General features: G+C 70.5%; 17 protein-coding genes. 12 read left to right on the forward strand and 5 right to left on the reverse strand.

Annotated features, from left to right (window positions below; all coding sequences use genetic code 11):
• The first annotated feature begins 3 nt into the window (after positions 1-3).
• Positions 4-1,206, forward strand: a complete 1,203-nt coding sequence (locus BN1187_RS12400) for an aminotransferase-like domain-containing protein (RefSeq protein ID WP_147675118.1) — start codon at positions 4-6, stop codon at positions 1,204-1,206.
• A gap of 3 nt (positions 1,207-1,209) precedes the next feature.
• Here the strand turns inward: BN1187_RS12400 and BN1187_RS12405 are convergent, their stop codons facing one another.
• Both BN1187_RS12405 and ppdK read right to left on the reverse strand, forming a co-directional pair.
• Positions 1,210-2,118 (reverse strand): class-II aminoacyl-tRNA synthetase family protein, encoded by a 909-nt coding sequence (locus tag BN1187_RS12405; protein WP_040162161.1) that lies wholly within the window; start codon positions 2,116-2,118, stop codon positions 1,210-1,212.
• Between the two features lie 202 nt (positions 2,119-2,320).
• Entirely contained in the window at positions 2,321-4,978 is a 2,658-nt protein-coding gene (ppdK, locus tag BN1187_RS12410) for a pyruvate, phosphate dikinase (RefSeq protein WP_040162165.1), read from the reverse strand.
• Between the two features lie 218 nt (positions 4,979-5,196).
• Between ppdK and BN1187_RS12415 the strand changes: the two genes are divergently transcribed.
• On the forward strand, positions 5,197-7,044 hold the full coding sequence (locus BN1187_RS12415) for a glycosyltransferase family 2 protein (RefSeq protein ID WP_082034690.1): 1,848 nt from the start codon (positions 5,197-5,199) through the stop codon (positions 7,042-7,044).
• A gap of 85 nt (positions 7,045-7,129) precedes the next feature.
• Positions 7,130-8,452: a hypothetical protein gene (locus BN1187_RS12420; RefSeq protein WP_147675119.1), complete on the forward strand. Its 1,323-nt coding sequence runs from the start codon at positions 7,130-7,132 to the stop codon at positions 8,450-8,452.
• An 84-nt stretch (positions 8,453-8,536) separates the two neighbouring features.
• Here BN1187_RS12420 and BN1187_RS12425 read toward each other — a convergent pair whose 3' ends face one another.
• Both BN1187_RS12425 and BN1187_RS12430 read right to left on the reverse strand, forming a co-directional pair.
• Positions 8,537-9,409, reverse strand: a complete 873-nt coding sequence (locus BN1187_RS12425) for a glycosyltransferase (protein WP_040162168.1) — start codon at positions 9,407-9,409, stop codon at positions 8,537-8,539.
• Positions 9,410-9,436: 27 nt separating this feature from the next.
• A complete protein-coding gene (locus BN1187_RS12430; protein WP_147675120.1) occupies positions 9,437-10,063 on the reverse strand; it encodes a hypothetical protein in 627 nt (208 codons plus the stop codon).
• A gap of 127 nt (positions 10,064-10,190) precedes the next feature.
• On the opposite strand from BN1187_RS12430, the gene BN1187_RS12435 reads away from it, so the two are divergent.
• From BN1187_RS12435 to BN1187_RS12445, 3 genes are read left to right on the forward strand one after another with little or no spacing between them, the layout of a single operon-like run.
• Positions 10,191-10,991, forward strand: coding sequence for a YveK family protein (locus BN1187_RS12435; RefSeq protein WP_040162173.1), 801 nt, complete (start codon positions 10,191-10,193; stop codon positions 10,989-10,991).
• Complete coding sequence (locus BN1187_RS12440; RefSeq protein WP_052462673.1) at positions 10,988-12,316, forward strand: O-antigen ligase family protein; 1,329 nt, start codon at positions 10,988-10,990, stop codon at positions 12,314-12,316. Before BN1187_RS12435 ends, BN1187_RS12440 begins: the two co-directional genes overlap by 4 nt.
• 12 nt (positions 12,317-12,328) lie before the next feature.
• The gene (locus BN1187_RS12445; protein ID WP_052462674.1) at positions 12,329-13,285 is read left to right on the forward strand and encodes a glycosyltransferase family 2 protein; all 957 of its coding nucleotides are present in this window, start codon (positions 12,329-12,331) and stop codon (positions 13,283-13,285) included.
• 49 nt (positions 13,286-13,334) lie between these two features.
• On the opposite strand, the gene BN1187_RS12450 is transcribed toward BN1187_RS12445, so the two are convergent.
• Positions 13,335-14,063: a glycosyltransferase gene (locus BN1187_RS12450; protein ID WP_040162175.1), complete on the reverse strand. Its 729-nt coding sequence runs from the start codon at positions 14,061-14,063 to the stop codon at positions 13,335-13,337.
• 114 nt (positions 14,064-14,177) lie between these two features.
• On the opposite strand from BN1187_RS12450, the gene BN1187_RS12455 reads away from it, so the two are divergent.
• From BN1187_RS12455 to BN1187_RS12485, 6 genes are all read left to right on the forward strand, one after another.
• Positions 14,178-15,824 carry an alpha/beta fold hydrolase gene (locus tag BN1187_RS12455; RefSeq protein ID WP_040162178.1) on the forward strand — a complete coding sequence of 549 codons (1,647 nt, stop codon included), beginning with the start codon at positions 14,178-14,180 and terminating at the stop codon, positions 15,822-15,824.
• Between the two features lie 131 nt (positions 15,825-15,955).
• Positions 15,956-17,425 (forward strand): oligosaccharide flippase family protein, encoded by a 1,470-nt coding sequence (locus BN1187_RS12460; protein ID WP_040162180.1) that lies wholly within the window; start codon positions 15,956-15,958, stop codon positions 17,423-17,425.
• A complete protein-coding gene (locus tag BN1187_RS12465) occupies positions 17,422-18,384 on the forward strand; it encodes a glycosyltransferase (protein ID WP_052462675.1) in 963 nt (320 codons plus the stop codon). Before BN1187_RS12460 ends, BN1187_RS12465 begins: the two co-directional genes overlap by 4 nt.
• 13 nt (positions 18,385-18,397) lie before the next feature.
• Entirely contained in the window at positions 18,398-19,045 is a 648-nt protein-coding gene (locus BN1187_RS13930) for an acyl carrier protein (protein WP_082034691.1), read from the forward strand.
• Between the two features lie 28 nt (positions 19,046-19,073).
• A complete protein-coding gene (locus BN1187_RS12480; RefSeq protein WP_052462676.1) occupies positions 19,074-20,474 on the forward strand; it encodes a glycoside-pentoside-hexuronide (GPH):cation symporter in 1,401 nt (466 codons plus the stop codon).
• Positions 20,475-20,574: 100 nt separating this feature from the next.
• Entirely contained in the window at positions 20,575-21,891 is a 1,317-nt protein-coding gene (locus tag BN1187_RS12485) for a UDP-glucose dehydrogenase family protein (protein WP_040162183.1), read from the forward strand.
• Positions 21,892-22,194 lie beyond the last annotated feature (303 nt).

The following is a 22,194-nucleotide window of genomic DNA, read 5'->3' on the forward strand; positions in this document are numbered from 1 at the left end:
CAGGTGGCTACTCTTCCGCCACTCGCCCACCGCGTGGGCTCCTACCGGCCCTCGAAGGTCCGCGAGGTCTTCGCCCAGGCGAACGCGCCGGGGATGATCTCGCTGGCCGGGGGCGCTCCGTTCCTGGGTGACCTCCCCTTCGGGGAGCTGGCCACGCAGGCGTCCTCGATCCTGACCGAGCAGGGCGCAGTGGCGCTCCAGTACAGCTTCGGCGTGGGGCTGCCGCGGTTGCGCCAGCAGATCGCCGACGTCATGGCCCTGGAGGGCATGGACGTCGACCCCGACGACGTGATCGTGACGGCCGGCAGCCAGCTCGCCCTCGAAGCGATCTGCAAGGTGATGGTCGACCCGGGCGACGTCGTGATCACGGAAGGACCCTGCTACGCGGGGGGCCTGTCGGCCGTGATGAGCTACGACACGGACGTCCGACACGCCGAGACCGACGACGACGGTCTCGTGATCGACAAGCTCGCGGCGCAGATCGATGAACTGATCGCCCGGGGCAAGACCGTCAAGATGGTCTACGCCATCCCCACGTTCCAGAACCCCGGCAACACGGTCCTGCCGCCCGAGCGGCGCCAGGCGCTGGTGCAGCTGTGCTCCGACCGCGGCATCCTGCTGATCGAGGACAACGCCTACGGCCTGCTCGGCTTCGACGGTGAGACCGTGCGGGCCATGAAGGCGGACGCCCCCGAGCAGGTCGCGTACCTCGGCTCGTTCTCGAAGATGTTCGGCCCGGGGCTGCGGCTCGGCTGGATCGTGCCCCCGCGCGAGCTCGTCGGGGTCCTCAAGGACACCGTGGAGACGTTCATCCTGAATCCACCCACGATGGGCCAGCTCCAGATGTCGGCCTATCTGGACGGCTACGACTGGCAGGGCCTGCTGGAGCGCATGCGTGCCCTGTACGAGCGCCGCTGCGACACCCTCATCGCCGCCCTGAGGGGCTCCATGCCCGCGTCGGTCACTTGGCAGCGTCCCCGAGGCAGCTTCTATCTGTGGGTGAAGCTTCCCGAGGGGCTGGACTCCGAGGACCTGATGGTCAAGGCCATGGCCCGAGGCGTCGTGTTCGTCCCCGGCACCGCGTTCTACATCGATGGGCAGGGGCACGACCGCATGCGGCTGTCGTACTGCCTGCCCACCGAAGAACAACTCACCAAGGCGGGGACGATCCTGGGCGAACTGATCACCGAGGAACTCGCCCGCTGACGATCAGGCCAGGCCGAGGCGGTCGCGGACGGCGGCGGGCCAGTCGGCGACGGCCATGCCGTGGAAGGCGAACAGCGCGATCGCCGCGCGCTCGAGGCCGAAGCCGGCGCAGGACGAGTGCGCGGGCGAGCCGTCCGCCAGCGTGATGCCGAAGTTCTCGCCGAACATCGTGCCGTGCAGGTTGATCGAGCCCAGCGCGGTGCGGCGCGTCGGGTAGAGCTGCACGGTCAGCTCGTGCTTGAGGTCGTTCTCGGTCTGCGCGCCGGCGAGCATGCGACCGGCGCGTCCGAAGAACGGATCGTTGGCCGACTCGGAGTCGACGTCCAAGCCGAGGTCGGTGAGCAGGCCGAGCAGCTTGCCCGACCAGGAGTGCGCGTGGGCGGCGGCGCCGTCCTCGGTGCCGATGTAGACCTGCTCGGCCATCCGGAACGACACCATGCGCATCGGGTCGGGGCTCGGCTCGAAGCGGAAGCACCACGACTGAAGGCCGACGCGGACCGGCTCGTCGAGGCGTCCGGCGTAGAGCGGGTAGAGGTTCTCGCAGGCGGCCGGCAGGTTCACCAGGCCGGTGGGGCTGAAGAAGTCCTCCCAGCCCTCGCCGCCCTCCTCCAGCGCCTGGACCAGGCGGCGATGATCCTTGTCGTTGCCCTGGAACGACTCGACCTCGCCGGCCAGGTTCGGCATGGACGCCAGGTAGTTCGTCTTCTTGATGTTCTCCGCGGTGATGAGCGGCGGCAGGAACAGAGCCCGCACGTTCTCTTCGTCGCCGGCCAGCGCGAACGCGGTTGCGCCGAGCGCCTGCACCACCGACTGGAACTCCTGACCGCGGGCGTGGAGCCCGTCGAAGCCGAGGTTCACCTGGTGGTCGCCGCCGGCCAGCGCCGCGGCGAGCGATTCTTCAGTGCGGTCCATCCGCTTGTACTCCCACTTCCGGGACGGTGGCCCCGCCCCCCAGATTTATCGTTCAACCGGCATCAGTTTCGGCCACCGCGGGGTCAGCGGGCAAAAAGGCGAACGCCGGTGGCACAGGCTTGAGGCCTGCACCACCGGCGTTCCCCTGTCCTGGCTCGGGCGTCACCCGCGCCCGGGACTCAGGACTTCTCGGGTCAGCGGCTCACTTCTTGCGGGACAGCAGCTCTGCGCGCGCGGCCGAGAGCCGGGCGATCGGCACCCGGAACGGCGAGCAGGACACATAGTCGAGGCCGACGCTGTTGAAGAACTCGATGGACGCCGGGTCGCCTCCGTGCTCGCCGCAGACGCCGGTCTTGAGGTTGGGCTTGGTCGCCCGCCCCTTCTCGACGCCGATGCGCACCAGCTGGCCGACGCCGTCCACGTCGATGGACTCGAAAGGGTTCTTCGGCATGACCTCGTCGGCGACGTAGTGGCCGAGGAAGCCGGACTCCGCGTCGTCGCGGCTGATGCCGATGCCGGTCTGCGTGAGGTCGTTCGTGCCGAAGCTGAAGAAGTCGGCGGCCTCGGCGATCTGGTCGGCGGTCAGGGCCGCGCGCGGGATCTCGATCATGGTGCCGATCGTGTAGTCGAGACGCTTTCCGGCCTTCTCGAACTCATCCTCGACCGCCTTGGTGACGATCTCGCGCTGAACCTCGAGCTCCTTCTTGATCACGACCAGCGGGATCATGATCTCGACGCCGACGGTCTCCCCCTCGCGCTCCTGCACCGCCAGCGCCGCCTTGATGATGGCGCGGGCCTGCATCTCGGGGATCGATGGGTACAGCATCGCGAGGCGGCAGCCGCGCGTGCCGAGCATCGGGTTCTGCTCGTGCAGCTTCTTGACCTGGGCCAGCGTCTCGCGCTCCTTGGCCAGCTTGTCCTCCGGCGCCCCCTCGATCTCCAGCCGCTGCACGAGCAGCGACTGGTCGACCAGGTTCGGCAGGAACTCGTGCAGCGGCGGGTCGAGCAGCCGCACCGTTACGGGCAGGCCCTTCATGGCGGTGAAGATCGCCTCGAAGTCCTTCTGCTGCATGGGGAGGATCTCCTCCAGCGCGGCCGCGCGCTGCTCCTCGTTCTCGGCGAGGATCATCTTGCGGACCGCCGGCAACCGGTCGGACGCCATGAACATGTGCTCGGTGCGGGCCAGGCCGATGCCCTCGGCGCCGAGCTCGCGGGCCTTGGAGGCGTCCTCGAAGTTCTCCGCGTTCGCCCGGACGCCGAGGCGGCGCACTTCGTCGGCCCACGTGGTGATCTTCTCGAAGTCCTCGTTGAGGTCCGGCGGCACCAGCTCGAGGGCGCCGTCGAAGACGTCGCCGGTGGAGCCGTTCAGCGTCAGGGTGTCCCCGGTGCCGTAGGTCTTACCGTTGATCGTGACGGTCTCGGCCTTCGGGTCGATCTTGATGCCGGGAGCGCCGGCGACGCAGGTGATGCCCATGCCGCGCGCGACGACGGCCGCGTGCGAGGTCATGCCGCCGTGGGCGGTCAGGACGCCCTGGCTCACCATGACGCCGTGGATGTCGTCCGGGGTGGTCTCGTAGCGCACCAGGATGACGTTCTCACCCTGGCCACCACGCTCCGCGGCGTCGTCGGCGTTGAACGACAGTGCGCCCACCGCTGCGCCAGGGGAGGCGGGCAGGCCCTTGACGATGGCCTCGGATGCGTCGTTGGGGTCGATGCCGGGGTGCAGGAGGGCGTCCAGTTGCGCGGGCTCGACGCGCAACAGCGCCTCTTCCTTGGTGATGAGGCCCTCGTCGACCATGTCGACGGCGGTCTTCACCGCGGCCGCGGCGGTGCGCTTGCCGTTGCGGGTCTGCAGCATGTAGAGCTTGCGATCCTCGATCGTGAACTCCATGTCCTGCATGTCCTTGTTGTGCTCTTCGAGGCGGGCCATCGTGTCGAGCAGTTCGCGGAACGCCTCGGGCAGCACCTCCTCCATCTCCGCCAGCGGGCGCGGGGTGCGGATGCCGGCCACGACGTCCTCGCCCTGGGCGTTGGTCAGGAACTCGCCGTAGAGCTCCTTCACGCCGGTGGACGGGTTGCGGGAGAAGCAGACGCCGGTGGCGGACGTGTCGCCGCGGTTGCCGAACACCATCTGCTGCACGTTCACGGCCGTGCCCAGATCGCGGGAGATGCCCTGGCTCTTGCGATACACCTCGGCCCGCGGGTTCAGCCAGCTCTTGAAGACGGCGTTGACGGCGCGGTGCAACTGCTCGTGCGGGTCGGTCGTCCAGTTGCCGCCCAGCGCCTCGTTGGACAGCTGCTTGAACGTGGCGACCAGGCCCTTGAGGTCGTCGGCGGTCAGGTCGGTGTCCTGCTCGACACCCTTGTCGTCCTTGAGCTTCGTCAGCGCATCCTCGTAGACGTGCGGCTCGATGCCCTCGACGACCTCGCCGTACATCTGGATGAAGCGGCGGTAGCAGTCCCAGGCGAACCGCTCGTTGTCGGCCAGCTTGGCCACGGACTCGACGGTCTCGTCCGAGATGCCGAGGTTGAGGATGGTGTCCATCATGCCGGGCATCGACTGGACGGCCCCCGAGCGCACGGACACGAGCAGCGGGTTCTCGGCGTCGCCGAGCTGCAGCCCGGTGCGCTCCTCGAGGCGGGCCAGGCCGCCGTCGATCTGATCGCTGAGTCCGTCCGGCCACGTGCCGTCGTTCTTCATGGCTGCCACGCAAGCCTCGGTGGTGACGGTGAAGGCATCCGGGACCGGGACCCCGATCTTGTTCATCTCCGCGATCCCCGCGCCCTTGCCGCCCAGCAGGGGCTTCATGGACATGTCGCCCTCAGCGAGGTCGTAGACGTACTTCGTCTGATCGGTCATCAGTGCTGCATCTCCTTGTTGGTGCTCCCATGCACGTGCTGTGCGCGTCAACTCCGACGCCTGCGACGCTGAGCCTCCGCGACGCGGGGGCCCGGACATCCGTCGTCCGGTCACCCCGTCGTCCTTAACCTATCGGGTCGCCACCCCGCGCCGGCACGGAACTGAGATCCGTCCCAGCCGGTCACCGCGCCCCGGCCCGTTAGGGTTGTGGCTGGCCGATGCCAGCACAGAGAACGGACAAGCACGTGGACCAGGTCGCGAACGAGATCCGACCCCTCATCAGCATCGTGATCGTCACCTACAACAGCGCCGACGAGATCGGTAATCTGCTCGACTCCCTGCCCCCCGGGGCTCCCGGTCACCGGCTGCAGATCCTCGTGGCCGACAACGGCTCCACCGACGACACCGCGCAGGTCGCGACCGCGCGGGAGGACGTCACGTTCGTCCCCACAGGAGGCAACCTCGGCTACGCCGGCGGCCTCAACGCGCTGCGCGACCGCATCGATCCCGAGGCGGTCGCGGTGGCCGCCCTCAACCCCGACCTCACGGTGCGCCCCGGGGCCCTGGACCTCCTCGTCGCCGGGCTGAGCGACGTCGTCGGGGTCACCGTGCCGGCCATCGAGGACGCGGACGGCGTCCGCTTCCACTCGCTGCGCCGCGAGCCCAGCCTGCTGGGGATGCTCGGCGAGGCGACCCTCGGCGCGTCCTGGCCGGGGCGTCCGGCTGTGCTGGGCGATACGCTGCGGCGCCCGGACGACTACGAGCGCGTCCACGACGTCGACTGGGCCAGCGGGGCGGCGCTCGTCGCCTCGCGCGAGTGCTGGGACGCCGTCGGGCCGTGGGAGGAGTCGTTCTTCCTCTACTCCGAGGAGACCGACTTCATGCGCCGCGCGCGGCAGGCCGGCTTCCGCGTCCGCTACCTGCCCGGGGCCGCGGTCATGCACATCGGCGGTGCGTCCGGGGCGTCGCCGCGGCTGGAGGCGCTGATGAGCGTCAACCGGGTGCGCGACTACGCAGGACAGCACGGGCCGCTCGCCGCCACGGCGTTCCGCGGGCTGTCGATCCTGCAGTCCGTGTTGCGCTACCCGGTCAAGCCGGGGGCCCGTGAGGCGCTGCCCTACCTGCTCGGCCTGCGCGACCGCTCCGAGCTGCCGCACGCGACCCGCCCGGGCGACGAGCCGGAGCCCTCGGCGACGATCCCGCCGCAGGACGTGACCGGCAGCGTCATCATCCCGGCGCACCAGGAGGCGAAGGTCATCGGACGCCTCCTGGACGCCCTCGCCGACGGCCTGGCTCCCGGCATCGACGTGATCGTTGCCTGCAACGGCTGCACCGACGGCACGGAGGAGGTCGCCCGCGCCCACGGGGCCGCGATCGGCGCGACGGTGCTCGAGGTGCCGGCGGCGTCCAAGCAGGGCGCGCTCAACGAAGCCGAGCGCACCACCACCGCGCTGCCGCGGGCCTACCTCGACGCCGACATCGCGGTGAGCGGCACCGCCGTCACCGCGGTGCTGGCCGCCCTCTCGGGCCCGCAGGCGCGCGTGGCACGGCCGCCGCTGACCTACGTGACCGACGACGCGGACGCCGTGGTGCGCTCCTTCTACCGAGCCCGCTCGGCCACCGCGTCGTTGATGAGCGCGATGTGGGGCGCCGGATTCTTCGCGGTGTCGGCGGCCGGGCGCGAGCGCTGGGACGCGTTCCCCGCGGACGTCCCCGACGACCTGCTCGTCGACTCGCTGTTCGACGACGACGAGAAGATGATCGTCGACTCCGAGCCGGTGCGCGTGTGGGTGCCGCGGCGGGCGTCCGCGTTGGCCGCGACGCTCAAGCGCGTCTACCGTCCGCAGAGCGCCGCGCCGCCGGCAGCCGAGTCGCGCGAGCGCCGCTCGTCCGGCTCGACGCTGCGCGAGATGGTCTCCCGCAACGCGCGCCGCGGCCCGCTCGGCGTCGCCGACACGGCCGTCTACACGACGCTGGCGGCCGGGGCTCGCGCCGCGCTGGTCGCCGACCGGCTGCGCGGCCGCACCGGCCGGGGCGCCTGGGAACGCGACAGCACCACCCGCTGACAAGGGCGGCAACCCCCGCCCGGGGGGGTCAACCTCCTGGTGGGTAAAGTGGCCGTCCCACCTGACCGCCGACCACGGAAGAGCCATGCCCACGAACCGTCGTCCTCGCTTGACCACCTTGATCGCCGCTCTGGGCGCCACCGCCCTGCTGGCCACCGGCTGCTCCGCGACGACGTCCGATCAGCCGACCCCGCAGCCGCCGGTGGGTGGCTCGTCCACCAGCGGGCCCATCACCGACCTCCCCCACGAGCGGATCGCCTGGGAGGGCGGCCCCGCGTACTGGAAGAAGTTCCCCAAGGCGGACGCCGCCGGCTGGAGCGACCCGTCGTTCTTCCCGATCGTCATCTGGTTCAACGGGGTGAGCTCGAACGAGGAAGCCGCTTACGACAAGTCCAAGGGGTTCAACACCTACATCGGCATGGACAAGAGCACGCCGTACCAGCTGTTCGCCGACAACGACATCTACTGGATCGGCGACGCGCTCAACTCCAGCTTCAACGCGCACTCGACGAACTGGGTCGGCGACTTCCTCGAGGACGAGCCGGACGGCCGCTTCGGCGTCCCGACCCAGGGTTTCCAGCAGATGCAGCAGCGCAAGGACGAGACCGGGCACGCGGGCCGATTCCGTTACACGAACTTCACCCAGCTGGTGATGAACAAGCACTTCAGGGCCGCCGACGCCGAGAGGTACATCAACGACTACAACGACGTCGTCTCCCTCGACATGTACTGGTACACCATCCCGCACTGCTCGGACCCGAACTACGACGCCACCTGGTACCCGTTCCAGACCGACCAGAAGCACTGCCGCACGGCGGCCAACTACGGCCGCTCGGTGGACGTCCTGCGGCAGCGGGACGCCGCGGACGGCAAGCTGATGCCGCTGTGGAACTTCGTCGAGATCTACAACGGCATGGGCAGCGGCAACGACGAGCTGAAGGTGACGCCGGACCAGGCCAAGGGCGCCGCGATGAACTCGATCATCCACGAGGCGCGTGGCCTCGCGTGGTTCAACCAGTCCTTCACCGGCTCCTGCAAGGGCTCCAGCCTGGTGCGCCAGACGCAGATGGACCCGCACTTCTGCGCGGCCAAGAACGTCGAGGCCGTCGGCCAGTTCAACAACCAGGTGCACAGGCTCGCGCCGGTGATCAACACCCAGTCGTACCGGTACAAGTTCGGCGACGGGCTCGACACCATGCTGAAGGTGCACGACGGGTCGGCCTACGTGTTCGCGATGATCGACAACGCCTCCGACCCCGGCGAACGGACGTTCACGCTCCCCCAGGAGCTGCGCGGCCGCGCGATCGAGGTCGTCGACGAGCGCCGCACCATCACGCCGGACGCCCAGGGCCGCTTCACCGACACGTTCGCTCAGGAGTCGGCCTACCACATCTACCGCGTCCACTGAGTCGCCCGGCCCGGACGCGAGCCGACGACAAGGCCCGGTGACCCCCGGTCGGGGGTGGTCACCGAGCCTCCGCGCCGCCGGTCGTCAGTGGCCGCGGACGCGCCTCACGAGCCCGGCGGCGGCGAACTTCAGCTTGTTGACGCCCTCCTTGCCGAGCAGGCGCACCAGCACCAGCCGCCCACCCTCGCGGACGCCGTCGCGCACGGCCCGGGCGGGGGCCCCGACGCCGTTCTCCCGCAGGAGCTCGATCCGGCTGGGATTGCGGACGCCGCTGAGGCGCCCGCCGAACAGGGCGCGGTAGCGTGCCGGGGAGACCAGGCGGCCGCGGACGCGGTTGCTGACGTTCTTGCTGTGCACCACCTGGAGCCAACCCGGCGCGCCCGGGATCTCGACGACCGGCATGTGCAGGTGCAGCCTGTTGTGCCAGTCGGCCCAGCACGACCGGAAGCCGTCGTCCAGGGGCTCCCGGACGGCCACGAAGGCGTTGTCGTCGTCGCGGCGCAGGTAGAGCCGGTCGCTGGTGCGGATGAGGCCGTTGACGACGTAGAGCGCGGAACGCGGCGCCGGCACGTCCGCCTGCCGCAGCCGCGCCACGAAGTCGCGCGCGAGGCCGTCGTCGTTGTCGAGGTTCGACGTCGAGACCGCATCGGCGTCGCCGACGACGCGGCGCACCTCGCGGGCCAGGTCGTCGCCCTCGACGCTCTCGGTGTACACAGGGTCGAGCAGCCCTTCGGCCTGCAGCGAGGTCATGCGCTGCTTGAGCCAGTCGGGGCTCTCGGGGTCGAGGAAGACGATCCAATGGATGCCGTCGCCCTCCTGGGCTCGCACCGAAGGCACGGTGAAGCGCTCGAACAGTTCGGTGCGCTCGCGGAGCCAGCCCTCCTGGGCGCGGATGAGGCTCTCGACTCCGGGGCTGGGCAGGTTGTAGCGGGTCAAGAAGACGTGCGGAACGGTCATGACAGCTCGGTTAGGCTTTCTGGCGTCTCAGCGGCGCCGTCGACGGATTGAATCGACGACGACAGCGGCGCCAAGCGTGATACTGACACCCACCAGGGCTATCGCGCCACGGGCGCGTCCCATGCTGGGCTCGACGTGTTCGACCGGCGGGACCTCGGTGCGCAGGGTCATCCGGTTGGCGGCCGTCACGTGAAACTCATCCTGAACCGCGGTCAGCTGGGACTGAATCTCCTTCAGCGCCACGTCCAGGCGGGCGCGCGCGGCGTCCTCGGAGACGTCGACGACGTCCACGATGAGCGCGGGCTCCTTCACCATGCTGACCCACTGGCCGCCGACGTTGGCGACCCGCACCTGGGTGGCCGGCTTCGGGCTGAAGCCGTACAACGGCGCGTCGACGGCGGAGGGCACGACGGCGAGGATGCCGTCGTTGACGCGCGCCGCGACGATGTGGGCCGTCGGGATGGCGAAGTTCTGGTCGTCGGTGATCACCCGGTCCCGGACCGGGCCGGACGGCTCGGAGATGACGGCGGCGGTGCTGATCGAGTACACATCCTGGCCGCGCACGAGGAACAATGCGGCGGCGGTGAGCAACGCACCGATCACGAGAACCGGCCACTGGCGACGCCATGCGGCGAAGGCCTCTCGTGTAGTCATCAATCCCCCGAAGCAACGGCAACGCACTCCGCAAGAAATTTTAGCAACCCCCGGGTCGTCTACAGTTGCCCCGGTGTGCGGCCGCAGGCTTACACGCTCAAGAACACTTGCACCTGGGGGATATGGAATGGATCTGAGCCACGTGTTCACGGCACTGGCCCGGCGGTGGTATCTGACTTTGTTGGCGTTTGTTGTCGCCGGCCTCATGGGCTTCCTCGTGTTCAGCGCGATCGGTCCCACGTACGTCACGAAGGCGACGTCGACGCTCATCCCGCCGCCGGCGGTGGTGGCGGCGCAGCAGAAGCAGAACCCCGGCACTCCGGCGAACCCGCTGCTCTACCTGGGCGGCCTGTCCGACGCGCGAGACCTGGTCGTCCGCGACCTGCAGTCCGAGCAGGTGCAGCAGGCGATCGGCGAGAAGCACCCCGGCGCCACCGTCAAGGCGGCCGAGGATCCCAGTTCGCAGAGCCCGCTCGTGCTCATCGAGTCGGAGGCCAAGACCCCCGAGGAGTCGCAGGCCGCGCTGAACGACACGAAGAACCAGATCCGGACGACGCTCAAGCGCATCCAGGACGAGCTGCAGATCACCGAGCAGAACCGCGTCTCCGCCATGGACGTGAGCGCCGACGCCTCCCCCACCGTCAGTCGCCGCAACCAGACCCAGTTCGCCGGCCTGGCCGGCGCGGGGACGCTCGTCGTCATGCTGCTGCTGCTCGGTCTCGTGGACGCCGCACTGCGGGGGCGCGAGCAGCGCCGCCACGGCGGTGACCGCCACGGCTCCGGTGACACCGCCGAGCACGACGCCAGGCCGCTTGAGGGCCGCCCGTCGCGCGCGGACGCGGTCGTCCCCGGCGAGCCCAGCACCGGCGCGCGCCGGGCAGGTGACCTCGCCGACCAGGCCGAGCCGGGGTCGACGGGACGGTCGTGACCGTCACCCGCCCCGTCGAGGCTGAGGAACGCACGCAGCAGCGAGGGGTGCGGCTCGACGGCGTGACGGTCTTCTCCGTCTACGTCTTCGTGCTGCTGCTGATCCCGTCCAACCTGACGATCAGCGCCCTCGGCAGCCTCGGCGTCCCCGGCATGCTCATCGGCATCCTGGCGTTCGCGTGGTGGGCCTGGGAGCAGACGAACCGGCTCCAGCCGCTGCCGGGCGGCTCCACCGCCGTCCGCAAGGCGGCCCTCATCTTCCTCGTGGTGCTGCTGATGGTCTACGCGCACTCCGCGCTGCTGCCGCTTCCCGAGGACGAGCGCAGCGTCGCCGACAGCGGCATGCTGCGCATCCTGGGCATGTGCGGGGTGATCCTCGCGCTCAACGACGGCATCGACTCGCGCGAGCGGCTGCGGGTGTTGCTGCGCAGGCTCGGCATCGCCGGGGCCGTGATGGCGGTGCTGGCCATCGTCCAGGTCGTGAGCGGTTCGCTGATCGTCGACTCGATCACGATCCCCGGCCTGGCGCCCCATGACACCGCGACGGCCGACGTGACCCTCCGCGAGGGCCGCGTGCGTCCCACCGGCACGTCGACCAACGCCATCGAGTTCGGCGCCATCTTGGCGATGTTCCTGCCGATCGCCATCACGTCGGCGCGGGCGGCCCGCTCCCGGGCCCGCGCGATCTGGGGCTGGCTCGCCGTGGGACTGATCTCGCTGGCCGCCCTGCTCGCCATGTCGCGCACGGCCCTGATCTGCGCGGCCGTGGCCGTGCTCGTGATGCTGCCGGTGTGGCCCTCGCGCAGCCGGCTGCTGATCATGGTCACCGGCGTGGTCGGGTTGCTGGGCGCCAGCCTGGTGTTCCCGGGCCTGGGCGGCACCCTGCGCGGCTTGTTCCTCGGCGCCGCCGGCGACCCGAGCGTCCAGTCCCGCACGAGCGGCTACGGCATCGCGACCGAGTTCATCCTGCAGAACCCGATCCTCGGTCGCGGCTTCGCGACGTTCCTGCCCAAGTACTGGATCCTCGACAACCTGTACCTGCAGTACACCGTCGATACCGGCCTGCTCGGCCTGGCGGCCCTGGTGGGCATCCTCGTCTCCGCGATGGTCTGCGCCTACAAGGCGACCAAGAGGCTGAGCGCCACCGTCGATCGGGAGTACTCCGCCGCCCTGCTGGCCGCGGCCGCCGCCGGCTCGGTGTCGCTGCTGTTCTTCGACGCGTTCGCCTTCCCTCAATCCGCCGGCATCGTCTGCCTCGTGGTGGGGCTGTGCGGCGCCACCTGGCGGCTGACGCGGGCACAGACCGACCTCGACGCGCTCCCCTAGGAGGAGGACCCCATGATCCCGACACTGGTGCACAAGGGGCTGGACGGCCGCTCGGGCACGCTGACCGAGACGGTGGGCGACCTCGTCCGGCTGTACGCATCCCGCACCCAGTTGCGCGGGATGCACGCCGCACGCCGCGGCCTGCGGCTCCCGGTCACGCTGCGGCGCCGCAGGCGCGGCAGCATCTACGCGGTCACGATGGTCAAGAACGAGATCGACGTGCTGCCCGGCACGCTCGACAACCTCGTCAACCAGGGTGTCGACCACATCGTGGTGGCCGACAACGGCTCCACCGACGGCACCCTCGAGTGGCTGATGGCCGCCCGTGGTGCCTACCCGCTGACCGTCTTCCGCGACAAGGAACCCGCGTACTACCAGGCCATCAAGGTCACCCGGCTGGCGCACTACGCCCAGCGCCAGGGCGCCGAGTGGATCGTCCCGTTCGACGCCGACGAGCGCTGGATGGCCCCTGGCCAGACGGTGGCGGAGTTCCTGCGCGGCTGCGACGCCGACATCGTGACCGGCGAGATCCACAACGTGTTCCCGACCCGGGGCGCCGAGGGCGAGCTCGTCTTCAACCGGTTCGACACCCACCCTCACCCCGACGTCAAGGTCGTGTTCCGGTCGCACCCGCTTTCCTCGGTGCTCGAGGGCAACCACCTCGTCATCCGGCCCGGGACGGTGACCGCTGGGCTCCGCATCGCCCACTTCCCGTGGCGCTCACGCGATCAGCTCGTCCGCAAGGTGCGCAACGGCACCGAGGCCTTGAAGGCGGGCGGCTACGACGAGGGCGTGGGCACGCACTGGCAGCACCTGGCCAGCCAGCGCGACGACGAGATCGACGCCCTGTGGGAGCGGCTCCTGCGCGGCGAGAACTCCGAGGAGTTCGGCTGGTCCCCGGTCGGGCCGTTCGTGACGGTGGATCCCACCCGCTGGCGGACGTGGCCGGCCACCGACCCGCAGGCCTGAGTCCCCTCCGGCCCCGGGAACGGGGGCGTCCGCGCGGGCCGCGTCGCCCTCAGAAGCCGGGCTCGCGCCCGCGCACCTTGGACGAGACCCGCTTGACCACGTTGCGGCCGCGGCGCGCCACACGCTCCAGCGGCCCGCGTTCCTTCACCCAGGTGGGCCACTTGCGGCGCAGGGCGGCGTCCGCGGTGTCGAACGCCTCCTGGTTGCCGAAGCCGCCCTTCGTCCAATGCATCACGTCGATGGAGCGCGTCACGACGCGCAGGCCCGCTTCACGGGCCTGGAGGCAGATGTCGACGTCGTAGCCGTGGAAAGCCGGGAAGGTCTCCTCGTCGAAGCGGAGCTGGTCCAGGGCGGCGCGGCTGAGGATGAGCATGAGCCCGTCGCAGGCGTCCACGTCGGCCTCGACATCGGGGAAGCTGACCTGGCCGCGTGGCTCTTCGACGTGCCCGGCCAGCCGGCGCGCGTCCCACCAGGACAGGCTGGCCAGCCCCGCACCGCCGACCACGCCGACGACGCCCACCTCCGGCTCGTCGACGGCGGCCAGCACCTTCGCGCGGAACTCGGGGTCGCGGATCTCGACGTCGTCGTGCATGAGCACGAGCGCCCGGCAGTCCGGACCGGCCTGCTCGACGAAGCGGTTGTAGACCGAGCAGATGCCGCCGTCCCCGGGGGAGGCGAGTACGAGGTCGCCGGCGCCGCGGGCGCCCTCGATCCCGGGAAGGGAACGTTCGCGGTACTTCGTTCCGTCCCCGCCCACACACGTGCCGAATGCGATCATGCCCCCAGCCTAGGCAACGGGGCGGTCCCGTGAAAAAAGCACCCCCGCCCGGTGCCCCGCCTCCTGATACGCCGCGAGGTTAGGCTGGACAGGTTGTCGACAAGGAGACCCCTCATGCCTGCCACCACCCATCCGACCTGGCTGGGACGCCCCGACGCGCCCATCGCCGCCTGGCTGCACACCCCCGCCGGGGGCGAGAGCACCGCGCGAGGGGCGATCATCCTGGCGGGCGCAGCGGGACGCGAGCAGGTCTCGGAGTATCGCGCGATGAGGCTGCTCGGCGATCGCCTCGCGCGTCGCGGGTACCTGGTCGTGCGGTTCGCCTGGAGCGGCGTCGGCGACTCCTGGCCCGGCGACCCCGGCCTGACCGTGGTGGAGAACTGGGCGGCCGACCTCGCCTCGATCACGGACGCCGTCCGTGCGGCGGGCATCGAGGACGTCCATCTGCTCGGGTTGCGGCTCGGCGCCCTGGTGTCCGCGGCGAACGTCGAGGCCGTCCGGCCCGCGACCCTCACCCTGTGGGACCCGATCGACAGCGGCCGGCGCTACCTGCGCGGCGAGCGCGCCCTGATGGCCGTCACCGGCATCGCTGCCCCGGACGACGACGGCAGCCACGGGCCCGGCGTGAGCTACACCGCCGAGGACGCCGCCGCGCTCAAGGCGCTCGCGCTGAAGAACGTCGATCTGTCCGGCGTCCGGACCCTTCTCGTCGGACGCCCCGAGACCCCCGTCCCGGACGGCGTCGCCCCCGGCGACGTCCTGCGCACGGACGAGATGCCCGCGCTCGTCGACGCCCCGAGCCTCGTCGCGCTCGTGCCCGACGCCACGCTCACCGCCATCGCCGACTGGTTCGACGGCCTCGACCAGACGCCCCGCGACTACGACCTCGCGTCCCTCGTCCACGCCGTCGTCGAGGCGGACCACGACGGCGTCCGGCTGCGGGAGTCGTGGATCGACGCCGCCGGACACCTGCCCGGACTGCTGACCGAGCCCGCCGACCGCACCGAGGGCGTCCCCGTCCTGTTCCTGCCGGGCGCGAGCGAACCGATGGCCGGCCCGACCGGCCTGTGGGCCGATCTCGCGCGCGACGTGGCCCGCGAGGGCGCCGTCGCGTTGCGCTACGACCGCCGCGGCGCCGGCGAACTGGGCGGCGCCGAGCTGCAGGACCCCACCCCCTACTCGCGGACGGCCGCCGACGACGCCGGCGCGGCCGCTCGCTGGCTGGGCGCGGGGTACGGCCGGCCGGTCGCGGTCGGGCACTGCTCCGGCGGCTACCTGGCGATGGTCGAGCCCAACGCTCCCCTGTTCCGGCACATCGAGGCGATCAACAACGTCGTCCTGGACGCCGACCCCGCCGACGCCGAGGCGTACACGGCGGTCGTCATGGAACCATCCGGCGAGGTCCCGCCAGAGCCGCTGGCGCTCACCCGGGCGGGCAAGGTCAAGCAGTTCTGGAAGGCCCACATGCCCTACCCGCTGTGGACGCTGCTGGGCCGCTTCCGCGTCGCCCACTCTCCCGGCGTCCTCCTCGCCTCGTCGGCGCGCACCAGCGAGGTGGCGATGGTCTTCGGCCCCGACGACGCTCCCGGCTTCCACCAGCAGCGCGGCGACGAGGGGGTGCGTCGGCTCGCACGCCGGGGCGCCCCGATCAGCCTCATCGAGGACGATGTCGTCGACCACGCCCTCCTCAGCCGCGCCGGCCGTCGCTGGGTGTCGGACCGCGTCGTGCGGCTCGTCCGGGACAGCAACACCAAAGCGTGAATGTGACCCGGGTCTTGTGACGGAGTTACGCTCGGTGCTGCTGATGTGCCGGTCGCCCGGTCGGCCCGTCCACCTACGCACAGAGACGACTGGGAGATGAGAATGCTTCGATCCTGGGGGATTGGCCTGTCGTGACCGATCCAGAGATGAGCGCGCCGGGCGACGGGGCTTTCAGCCGTGTCGGGCAGGGTATCCGCTGGAGTGCGACCGGGGCCGTCGTGCTTCGGCTCGCGCAGTTCAGCATGGGCATCGTCGCGGCCCGCCTGGTCGCCCCCGAGCAGTTCGGCGCCTTCGCCGTCGCCCTGACCGTCTACGGCATCGTCCTGACGATGAGCGACATGGGCGTCACCCAGGCCATCCCTCGCGAGGTGACCCGGACGCCCGAGATCGGCCCCACCGTGATGACGCTCAACATGGGCGCGACCGTGGTGGTGGCCGGGCTGATGGCCTGGACCGCCGAGCCCGTGGCGGCCATGTTCGGCGCCGTCGACGCGGCGCCGGCCATCCGCATCCTGGCGCTGACCATGTGCGTGGGAGCGCTGGGCACGGTGCCCGCGGCGGTTCTCGCCCGCGACTATCGACAGAAAGAACGCTTCTGGTCGGACGCGGTGAACCTCATCGTCTCGTCCGCGCTCCTCGTCGTGCTCGCCCTGCAGGGCTACGGCGCCCTGGCGCTCGCCTGGTCCCGGTTCGGCGGCCAGGCCGCCTCGGCGATCGTGCTGAACGTCGTCTGCAAGGAGCGCTACCGCTTCGGCTTCGACAAGGGCGAGGCGGTCCCGCTGCTGCGGTTCTCGCTGCCGCTTGCGGCCGCCATGGGCGTCGACGTCGGGATCAACAACGTCGACACCCTGGCCGTCGGGCGCTTCGCGGGGGCCGAGGCGCTGGGCTATTACAATTTGGCGTTCACCGTGGCGGCCTGGCCGATCGGGATCCTCAGCCAGATCATGATGAACATCACCATGACGACGTTGGCCCGCTCCCAGGACGACCTCCCCACCCTCCGCTTCCACCTGAGATCGCTGTCGACCGCGCTCTCGGGGGTCGCCTTCCCCGCCGCCGCGATGATCATGGCGCTTGCCGCCCCGCTCGTCACCGTGGTGTACGGCGAGCGCTGGCTACCCGCCGCGCTGCCGCTCATGACGCTGGGCGCGTTCACGGTCGTCAAGCTCGTCCAGGTGATGCTGACCGACCTGTTCACCGCGCTCGGCCTCACCCGCGACCTGCTGTGGGTGCAGGTCGTCTGGCTCGTCGCGCTGGCCCCGGCGATGTTCTGGATGGTGTCGACGTACGGCTACGAGGGAGCCGCGATCGCCCACATCGCCGTCGGCATCCTGATCGTGATCCCGATGTACCTGATCGTCGCGCACCGCCGCACGGGCGTCGGCATCGGTTGGGTTCGTCCCGAGTTGCTCAAGCCGCTGTTCGCGTCCGTGATCGCCGGCCTGGGCGCCTCCTTCACCACCACGCTGCTCGACCACCCGCTGGCGCAACTGCTGGTGGGCGGCCTGGTGGGCGGCGCGCTCTACCTGCTGCTCGTGGGCCGTTGGCTCTTCGGGCACCTCAGCCGCATGCGCACGGTCTACAGCGGGAGCAAGGCATGACGAAGCTGCGCACGTTGTTGGTCTGCTCGCCGGGAGGACATCTCGGCGAACTCGACGCGCTCGCTCCGCGGATCGAACCACCGTCCGAGCAGACGTGGTGGGCGACCGCGTCCACGCCGCAGTCCGACCAGTTGCTCGCCGGGCGCCGGCACCTGCCGATCCGCAACGTCCCCCCACGCGCCTGGCGCGGAGCGGTTCGCTCCCTGCCGGAGGCCCGCACGCTGATCCGCACTCACGGCATCGGGCGCATCGTCTCCACGGGCGCCGCCGTCGCCATCCCGTACTTCGTCGCCGGCCGCGCGGTGGGCGCCGAGTGCCACTACATCGAAAGCGCCGCCCGGGTGCGGGGCATGAGCGTCACCGGGCGCCTCGCCGACCTCATCCCCGGCGTGCACTGCTACACGCAATACCCGGCGCAGGCGACCGGCAAGGTGACCTACGCCGGATCGGTGTTCGACCGCTTCTCGCCGGTGGACGCCGTCGCGGACGTCCCGAAGAAGGTCGTCGTCACCCTCGGGACGATGCGCTTCCCGTTCCGGCGCGCGGTCGTGAGCGTCCACCGGCTGCTCACCGAGCTCGGCGTCCGCCCCTCCGATGTCCTGTGGCAGGTGGGGCCGACGCCCACGGACGACCTCGGCATCGTCGCCGGCGATCTCATCCCGCCGGACACCCTGCGGCAGGCCATGGTCGAGGCCGACCTCGTCATCGCGCACGCCGGCGTCGGGTCGACGCTGATGGCGCTCGAGACCGGCAACCGGCCGATCCTGCTGCCCCGCTTGCACCAGTTCGGCGAGCACGTCGACGACCACCAGACCCTCATCTGCGACGAGATGGAGCGCCGCGGCCTCGCGACCCGGCACAACCCCGACGACCTGACCGCCGCCGACCTCATCGCCGCGGTGGGCCGGCGCGCCACGTCGAACGCCAACCCGCCCGCGATCCGGCTGATCGCCGGCTAGGGGGCTCGTTGCCGTGGGGGTCGGGATCGACGTCGCCGGGGTCGCCGCGATCGCGGATTCCTACGCCCGCTTCGGGCAGCGCTACCTGACGCGGGTGTTCACCGCCGCCGAGCTGGCGGGCTTCGACGCCCTCACCGAGCGGGGACGCCTCGAGCGGCTGTCCGGCTGCTGGGCCGGCAAGGAGGCCGTCGCGAAGGCGCTCGGCAGGCCCGCCGCCGAGCCGCTGCCCTGGCACTGGATCGAGATCCGCCCGGACGCCGCCGCCGGCCACCGGGTCGTCCTGCACCCCGAGCTGGCCGCCTGGGCGGTGGCCCGCGGGGTCGGCACAATCGACATCAGCATCGCGCCCGGGAACGACCGGACGCTCGCCGTCGCCATCGCACTCGAGGGCGACGGGCACGAAGGGAAGGCAACCATGGAAGAAACCATCAAGGACATCGTCGGCCAGCACGCCGGCATCGGCGACGCGGCGAACGGGCTGGACGCCGACGCCGACCTGTACGAGCTGGGCATGACCTCGCACGCCAGCGTGAACCTGATGATGGCGTTGGAGGACGAGTTCGACATCGAGTTCCCCGACTCGATGATGCGCCGCGAGACCTTCGAGAGCGTCGCCGCGATCAAGGCGGCGGTTGAGAAGGTGCAGGCCGACGAGGCCTGACCGGTCCTGAGCGAACCGCCCGCGAGACATGAGCCTGGGCCGCAGGGAGACGCAGCGTCCCATCGACGCCACCCGCAACAGGTGGTCGTTCGCGCTGGGAACTCTGGGCCGGGACATGGCCTACACGCTCGTCACCATGTTCCTGCTCGTGTACCTCACCGAGGTCGTCGATCTCGACGACACCACGATGTGGTCGATCACGGGCCTGATGCTCGGCGCGCGGCTGATCGACGCGATCACCGACCTGCTGATGGGGGTGGTCGTCGACAACACCCACACCCGCTGGGGGCAGTTCAAGCCGTGGATCGCCGCCGGGGCGCTCTCCTCGGCGGTGCTGACCGTGCTGTTGTTCGTCGCGCCGGCCGCGCGCGGCCCTCACGTCGTCGCGGGATTCGCCGTGATCTACCTGTTGTGGGGGTTGTCCTACACCGTCAACGACATCCCGTACTGGTCGCTGCTGCCCACCCTCAGCTTCGACCCGCGTGAGCGCGAGCGAATCAGCTCGCACACCAAGATCATCGCCACCCTCGGGGTGTTCACCACCGTGATCGCGGTGCTTCCCGTCACCTCGGCATTGGGCGGTGACACCCGCGCCTGGACGCTTTTCGCCGCCGCTGTCGCCCTCGTGCTCGTCGCGGGCCAGTCGGTGACGCTGTTCGGGCTGCGCGAGCCGGGGCTCGCTCCCCCGTCCGACCGGACGCCGCTGCGCGCCGTGCTCGCCCTGGTCCTGCGCAACGACCAGTTGGTCTGGACGGCGCTCGCGCTGGCGCTGTTCATGACCGGGTTCTCGACCACGACGGCGTTCGGCGTCTACTACTTCAAGTACGTCTACGGTGACGAGGCGATGTACACCCCGTTCGCGGCCGTCCTGGGCGTAGGCCAGCTGATCGGCTACGCCACGTTCGGCCTGCTGCGCCGGCGCCTCGACCGCCGCCGGATGTTCGCCCTGGCCGTCGCCACGCTGACGGTCGGCTATGTCGCCTTCTGGGTCGCGCCCCGGCAGATGGCCTGGCTGGCCGTTGCGGGTCTGGCCATCTTCGTCAGCCAGGCTTGGGTGACGGTGCTGATGCTGGCCTTCCTCAGCGACTGCATCGAGTACGGCCAGTGGAAGAGCGGCCGGCGAAACGGGTCGGCGACGTTCTCGGTGCAGCCGTTCGTCTACAAGGTCAGCGGTGCCGCGTCCAGCGCGATCGCGGGCGTCACCCTGATCGTCACGGGCATCAACTCGGCCCCCAGCGCGGACGCCGTGTCGCCGGCCGGCATCACCGGCCTCAAGGCGGTGATGCTCGCTGTCCCGCTGGCGATGATGCTGCTCGGCTACGCGCTGCACCAGCGCCGGTTCACGCTCGACGAGGCGCGGCACGAGCACATTGTGTCCGAACTGCGCGCCCAGGGCGACATTCCGACGCAAGACGACGCCGGGAGGTGACCTTGTGGACACCCCGTCGTAGCCTGACGTTCGTCATCGGGTCGTGGCGGCCCGCTAGCCTCCCCCTGCTCGTTGACACACCCCAAAGGAGTCCTTGGACATGAGAGTCGCGGTGATCGGCACCAACTACCTCGGGGCGGCCCACGCCGCCGGCATGGCGGAGTTCGGCCACGAGGTGATCGGCGTCGACGTCGACCCGACGCGGGTCGCGACCCTCAACGCGGGCCGCTCGACCATCTTCGAGGAGGGCCTCGAGCCGCTTTTGGAGCGGCACACGAGTTCCGGCCGGCTGCGCTTCACCACCGACTACACCGAGATCGCCGATTGGGCCGAGGTGCACTTCGTCTGCGTCGGCACCCCGCAGTCGGACACCGGCGCCGCCGACCTGTCCCAGGTCCGGGCCGCGGTCGAGACGCTGGGACCGTTGCTGACACGCCCGACCGTCATCGCTGGCAAGTCGACCGTTCCCGTGGGCACAGCCCCCCAACTGCAGGCCAGGTTCGACGAGCTCGCGCCCGGGGCCGGCGTCGAGGTGGTCTGGAACCCCGAGTTCCTGCGTGAGTCGCACGCGGTGGCTGACACCCTGCGCCCCGACCGCATCGTCATCGGCACCCGGTCGCCCGACGCCTTGGCGACGATGCGCGCGGTCTACGCCATGCCGATCAGCGAGAACGTCCCGTTCGTCGCCTGCGACCTGGCCACCGCCGAGCTCATCAAGGTCGCGGCCAACGCGTTCCTCGCCACGAAGATCTCTTTCATCAACGCCATGGCCCAGATGTGCCAGGCCGCCGGCGGGGACGTGACGCTGCTGGCGGACGCCATCGGCTACGACAAGCGCATCGGACGCGAGTTCCTCAACGCCGGGCTCGGCTTCGGCGGCGGCTGCCTGCCCAAGGACATCGCCGCGCTCTCGGCCCGGGCGAACGAGCTCGGCGTCACGGTCCTCAGCGAGCTCATCGGCGCGGTGCAGGACATCAACGCCGACCAGCGGCGCGAGATCGCCGACCTCGCCATCGAGGCCTTGGGCGGAGACGCCACCGGCCGCCGCGTCGGCGTCCTGGGGGCCGCGTTCAAGCCGGGCACCGATGACACCCGCAACTCCCCCGCCCTCACGGTGGCGACGATGCTGGCCGACGCCGGGGCGTCCGTGCGGGTCTTCGACCCGCAGGCGAGCGTCGTCGAGGTGCCCGGTGTCGAGGCCGCCGCGACGGTCGAGGAGTGCTTTGACAACTCCGACGTGATGTTGCACCTCACCGAGTGGCCGCTGTTCCGTCAGCTCGACCCGGCCGCCTTCGTGACGCGGGTGGCCAACCCGCTCCTCATCGACGGACGCCTCAAGCTGGACGCCGACCTGTGGCGCGCCGCCGGCTGGACCGTCGTGCAGCCCGGACGCGCGGTTCGGGACGAGCGCCCCTGAGCCCTCGCGGGTTTATTGCGCAATTGGACTAATAAACAGAATGCCCATATGCAAAACGGGCAATTGGACAAGTATGGACGGCCGAGGCGTCGGCGCGGACGCGCGCCCCGCCGCCCGCGCCGGCGTCACATTGCGACGCAGAACTGGATGCGGCGGCGGCACACAATGACCTATCGGGTAGTTCCGCGCGTAGACACGGGCCGCGAACCACGCCGAACGTGCCGCCCGGAGCCCGGCGTCCGTGGTAGTGGCAGGCGGTTCGCCCGGACGCAACACAAGGGAGACCCCGCGCCCCAGGGAGCC

The sequence above is a fragment of the Nigerium massiliense genome, from assembly GCF_000826085.1.
GTDB classification, from domain to species: domain Bacteria; phylum Actinomycetota; class Actinomycetes; order Propionibacteriales; family Propionibacteriaceae; genus Propioniciclava; species Propioniciclava massiliense.

Coding starts and splice junctions, on each gene's coding strand:
- BN1187_RS12405 (WP_040162161.1), bottom strand. CDS start 2,118: ATGGACCGCACTGAAGAATCGCTCGCCGCGGCGCTGGCCGGCGGCGAC.
- ppdK (WP_040162165.1), bottom strand. CDS start 4,978: ATGACCGATCAGACGAAGTACGTCTACGACCTCGCTGAGGGCGACATG.
- BN1187_RS12415 (WP_082034690.1), top strand. CDS start 5,197: ATGCCAGCACAGAGAACGGACAAGCACGTGGACCAGGTCGCGAACGAG.
- BN1187_RS12420 (WP_147675119.1), top strand. CDS start 7,130: ATGCCCACGAACCGTCGTCCTCGCTTGACCACCTTGATCGCCGCTCTG.
- BN1187_RS12425 (WP_040162168.1), bottom strand. CDS start 9,409: ATGACCGTTCCGCACGTCTTCTTGACCCGCTACAACCTGCCCAGCCCC.
- BN1187_RS12430 (WP_147675120.1), bottom strand. CDS start 10,063: ATGACTACACGAGAGGCCTTCGCCGCATGGCGTCGCCAGTGGCCGGTT.
- BN1187_RS12435 (WP_040162173.1), top strand. CDS start 10,191: ATGGATCTGAGCCACGTGTTCACGGCACTGGCCCGGCGGTGGTATCTG.
- BN1187_RS12445 (WP_052462674.1), top strand. CDS start 12,329: ATGATCCCGACACTGGTGCACAAGGGGCTGGACGGCCGCTCGGGCACG.
- BN1187_RS12450 (WP_040162175.1), bottom strand. CDS start 14,063: ATGATCGCATTCGGCACGTGTGTGGGCGGGGACGGAACGAAGTACCGC.
- BN1187_RS12455 (WP_040162178.1), top strand. CDS start 14,178: ATGCCTGCCACCACCCATCCGACCTGGCTGGGACGCCCCGACGCGCCC.
- BN1187_RS12465 (WP_052462675.1), top strand. CDS start 17,422: ATGACGAAGCTGCGCACGTTGTTGGTCTGCTCGCCGGGAGGACATCTC.
- BN1187_RS12480 (WP_052462676.1), top strand. CDS start 19,074: ATGAGCCTGGGCCGCAGGGAGACGCAGCGTCCCATCGACGCCACCCGC.
- BN1187_RS12485 (WP_040162183.1), top strand. CDS start 20,575: ATGAGAGTCGCGGTGATCGGCACCAACTACCTCGGGGCGGCCCACGCC.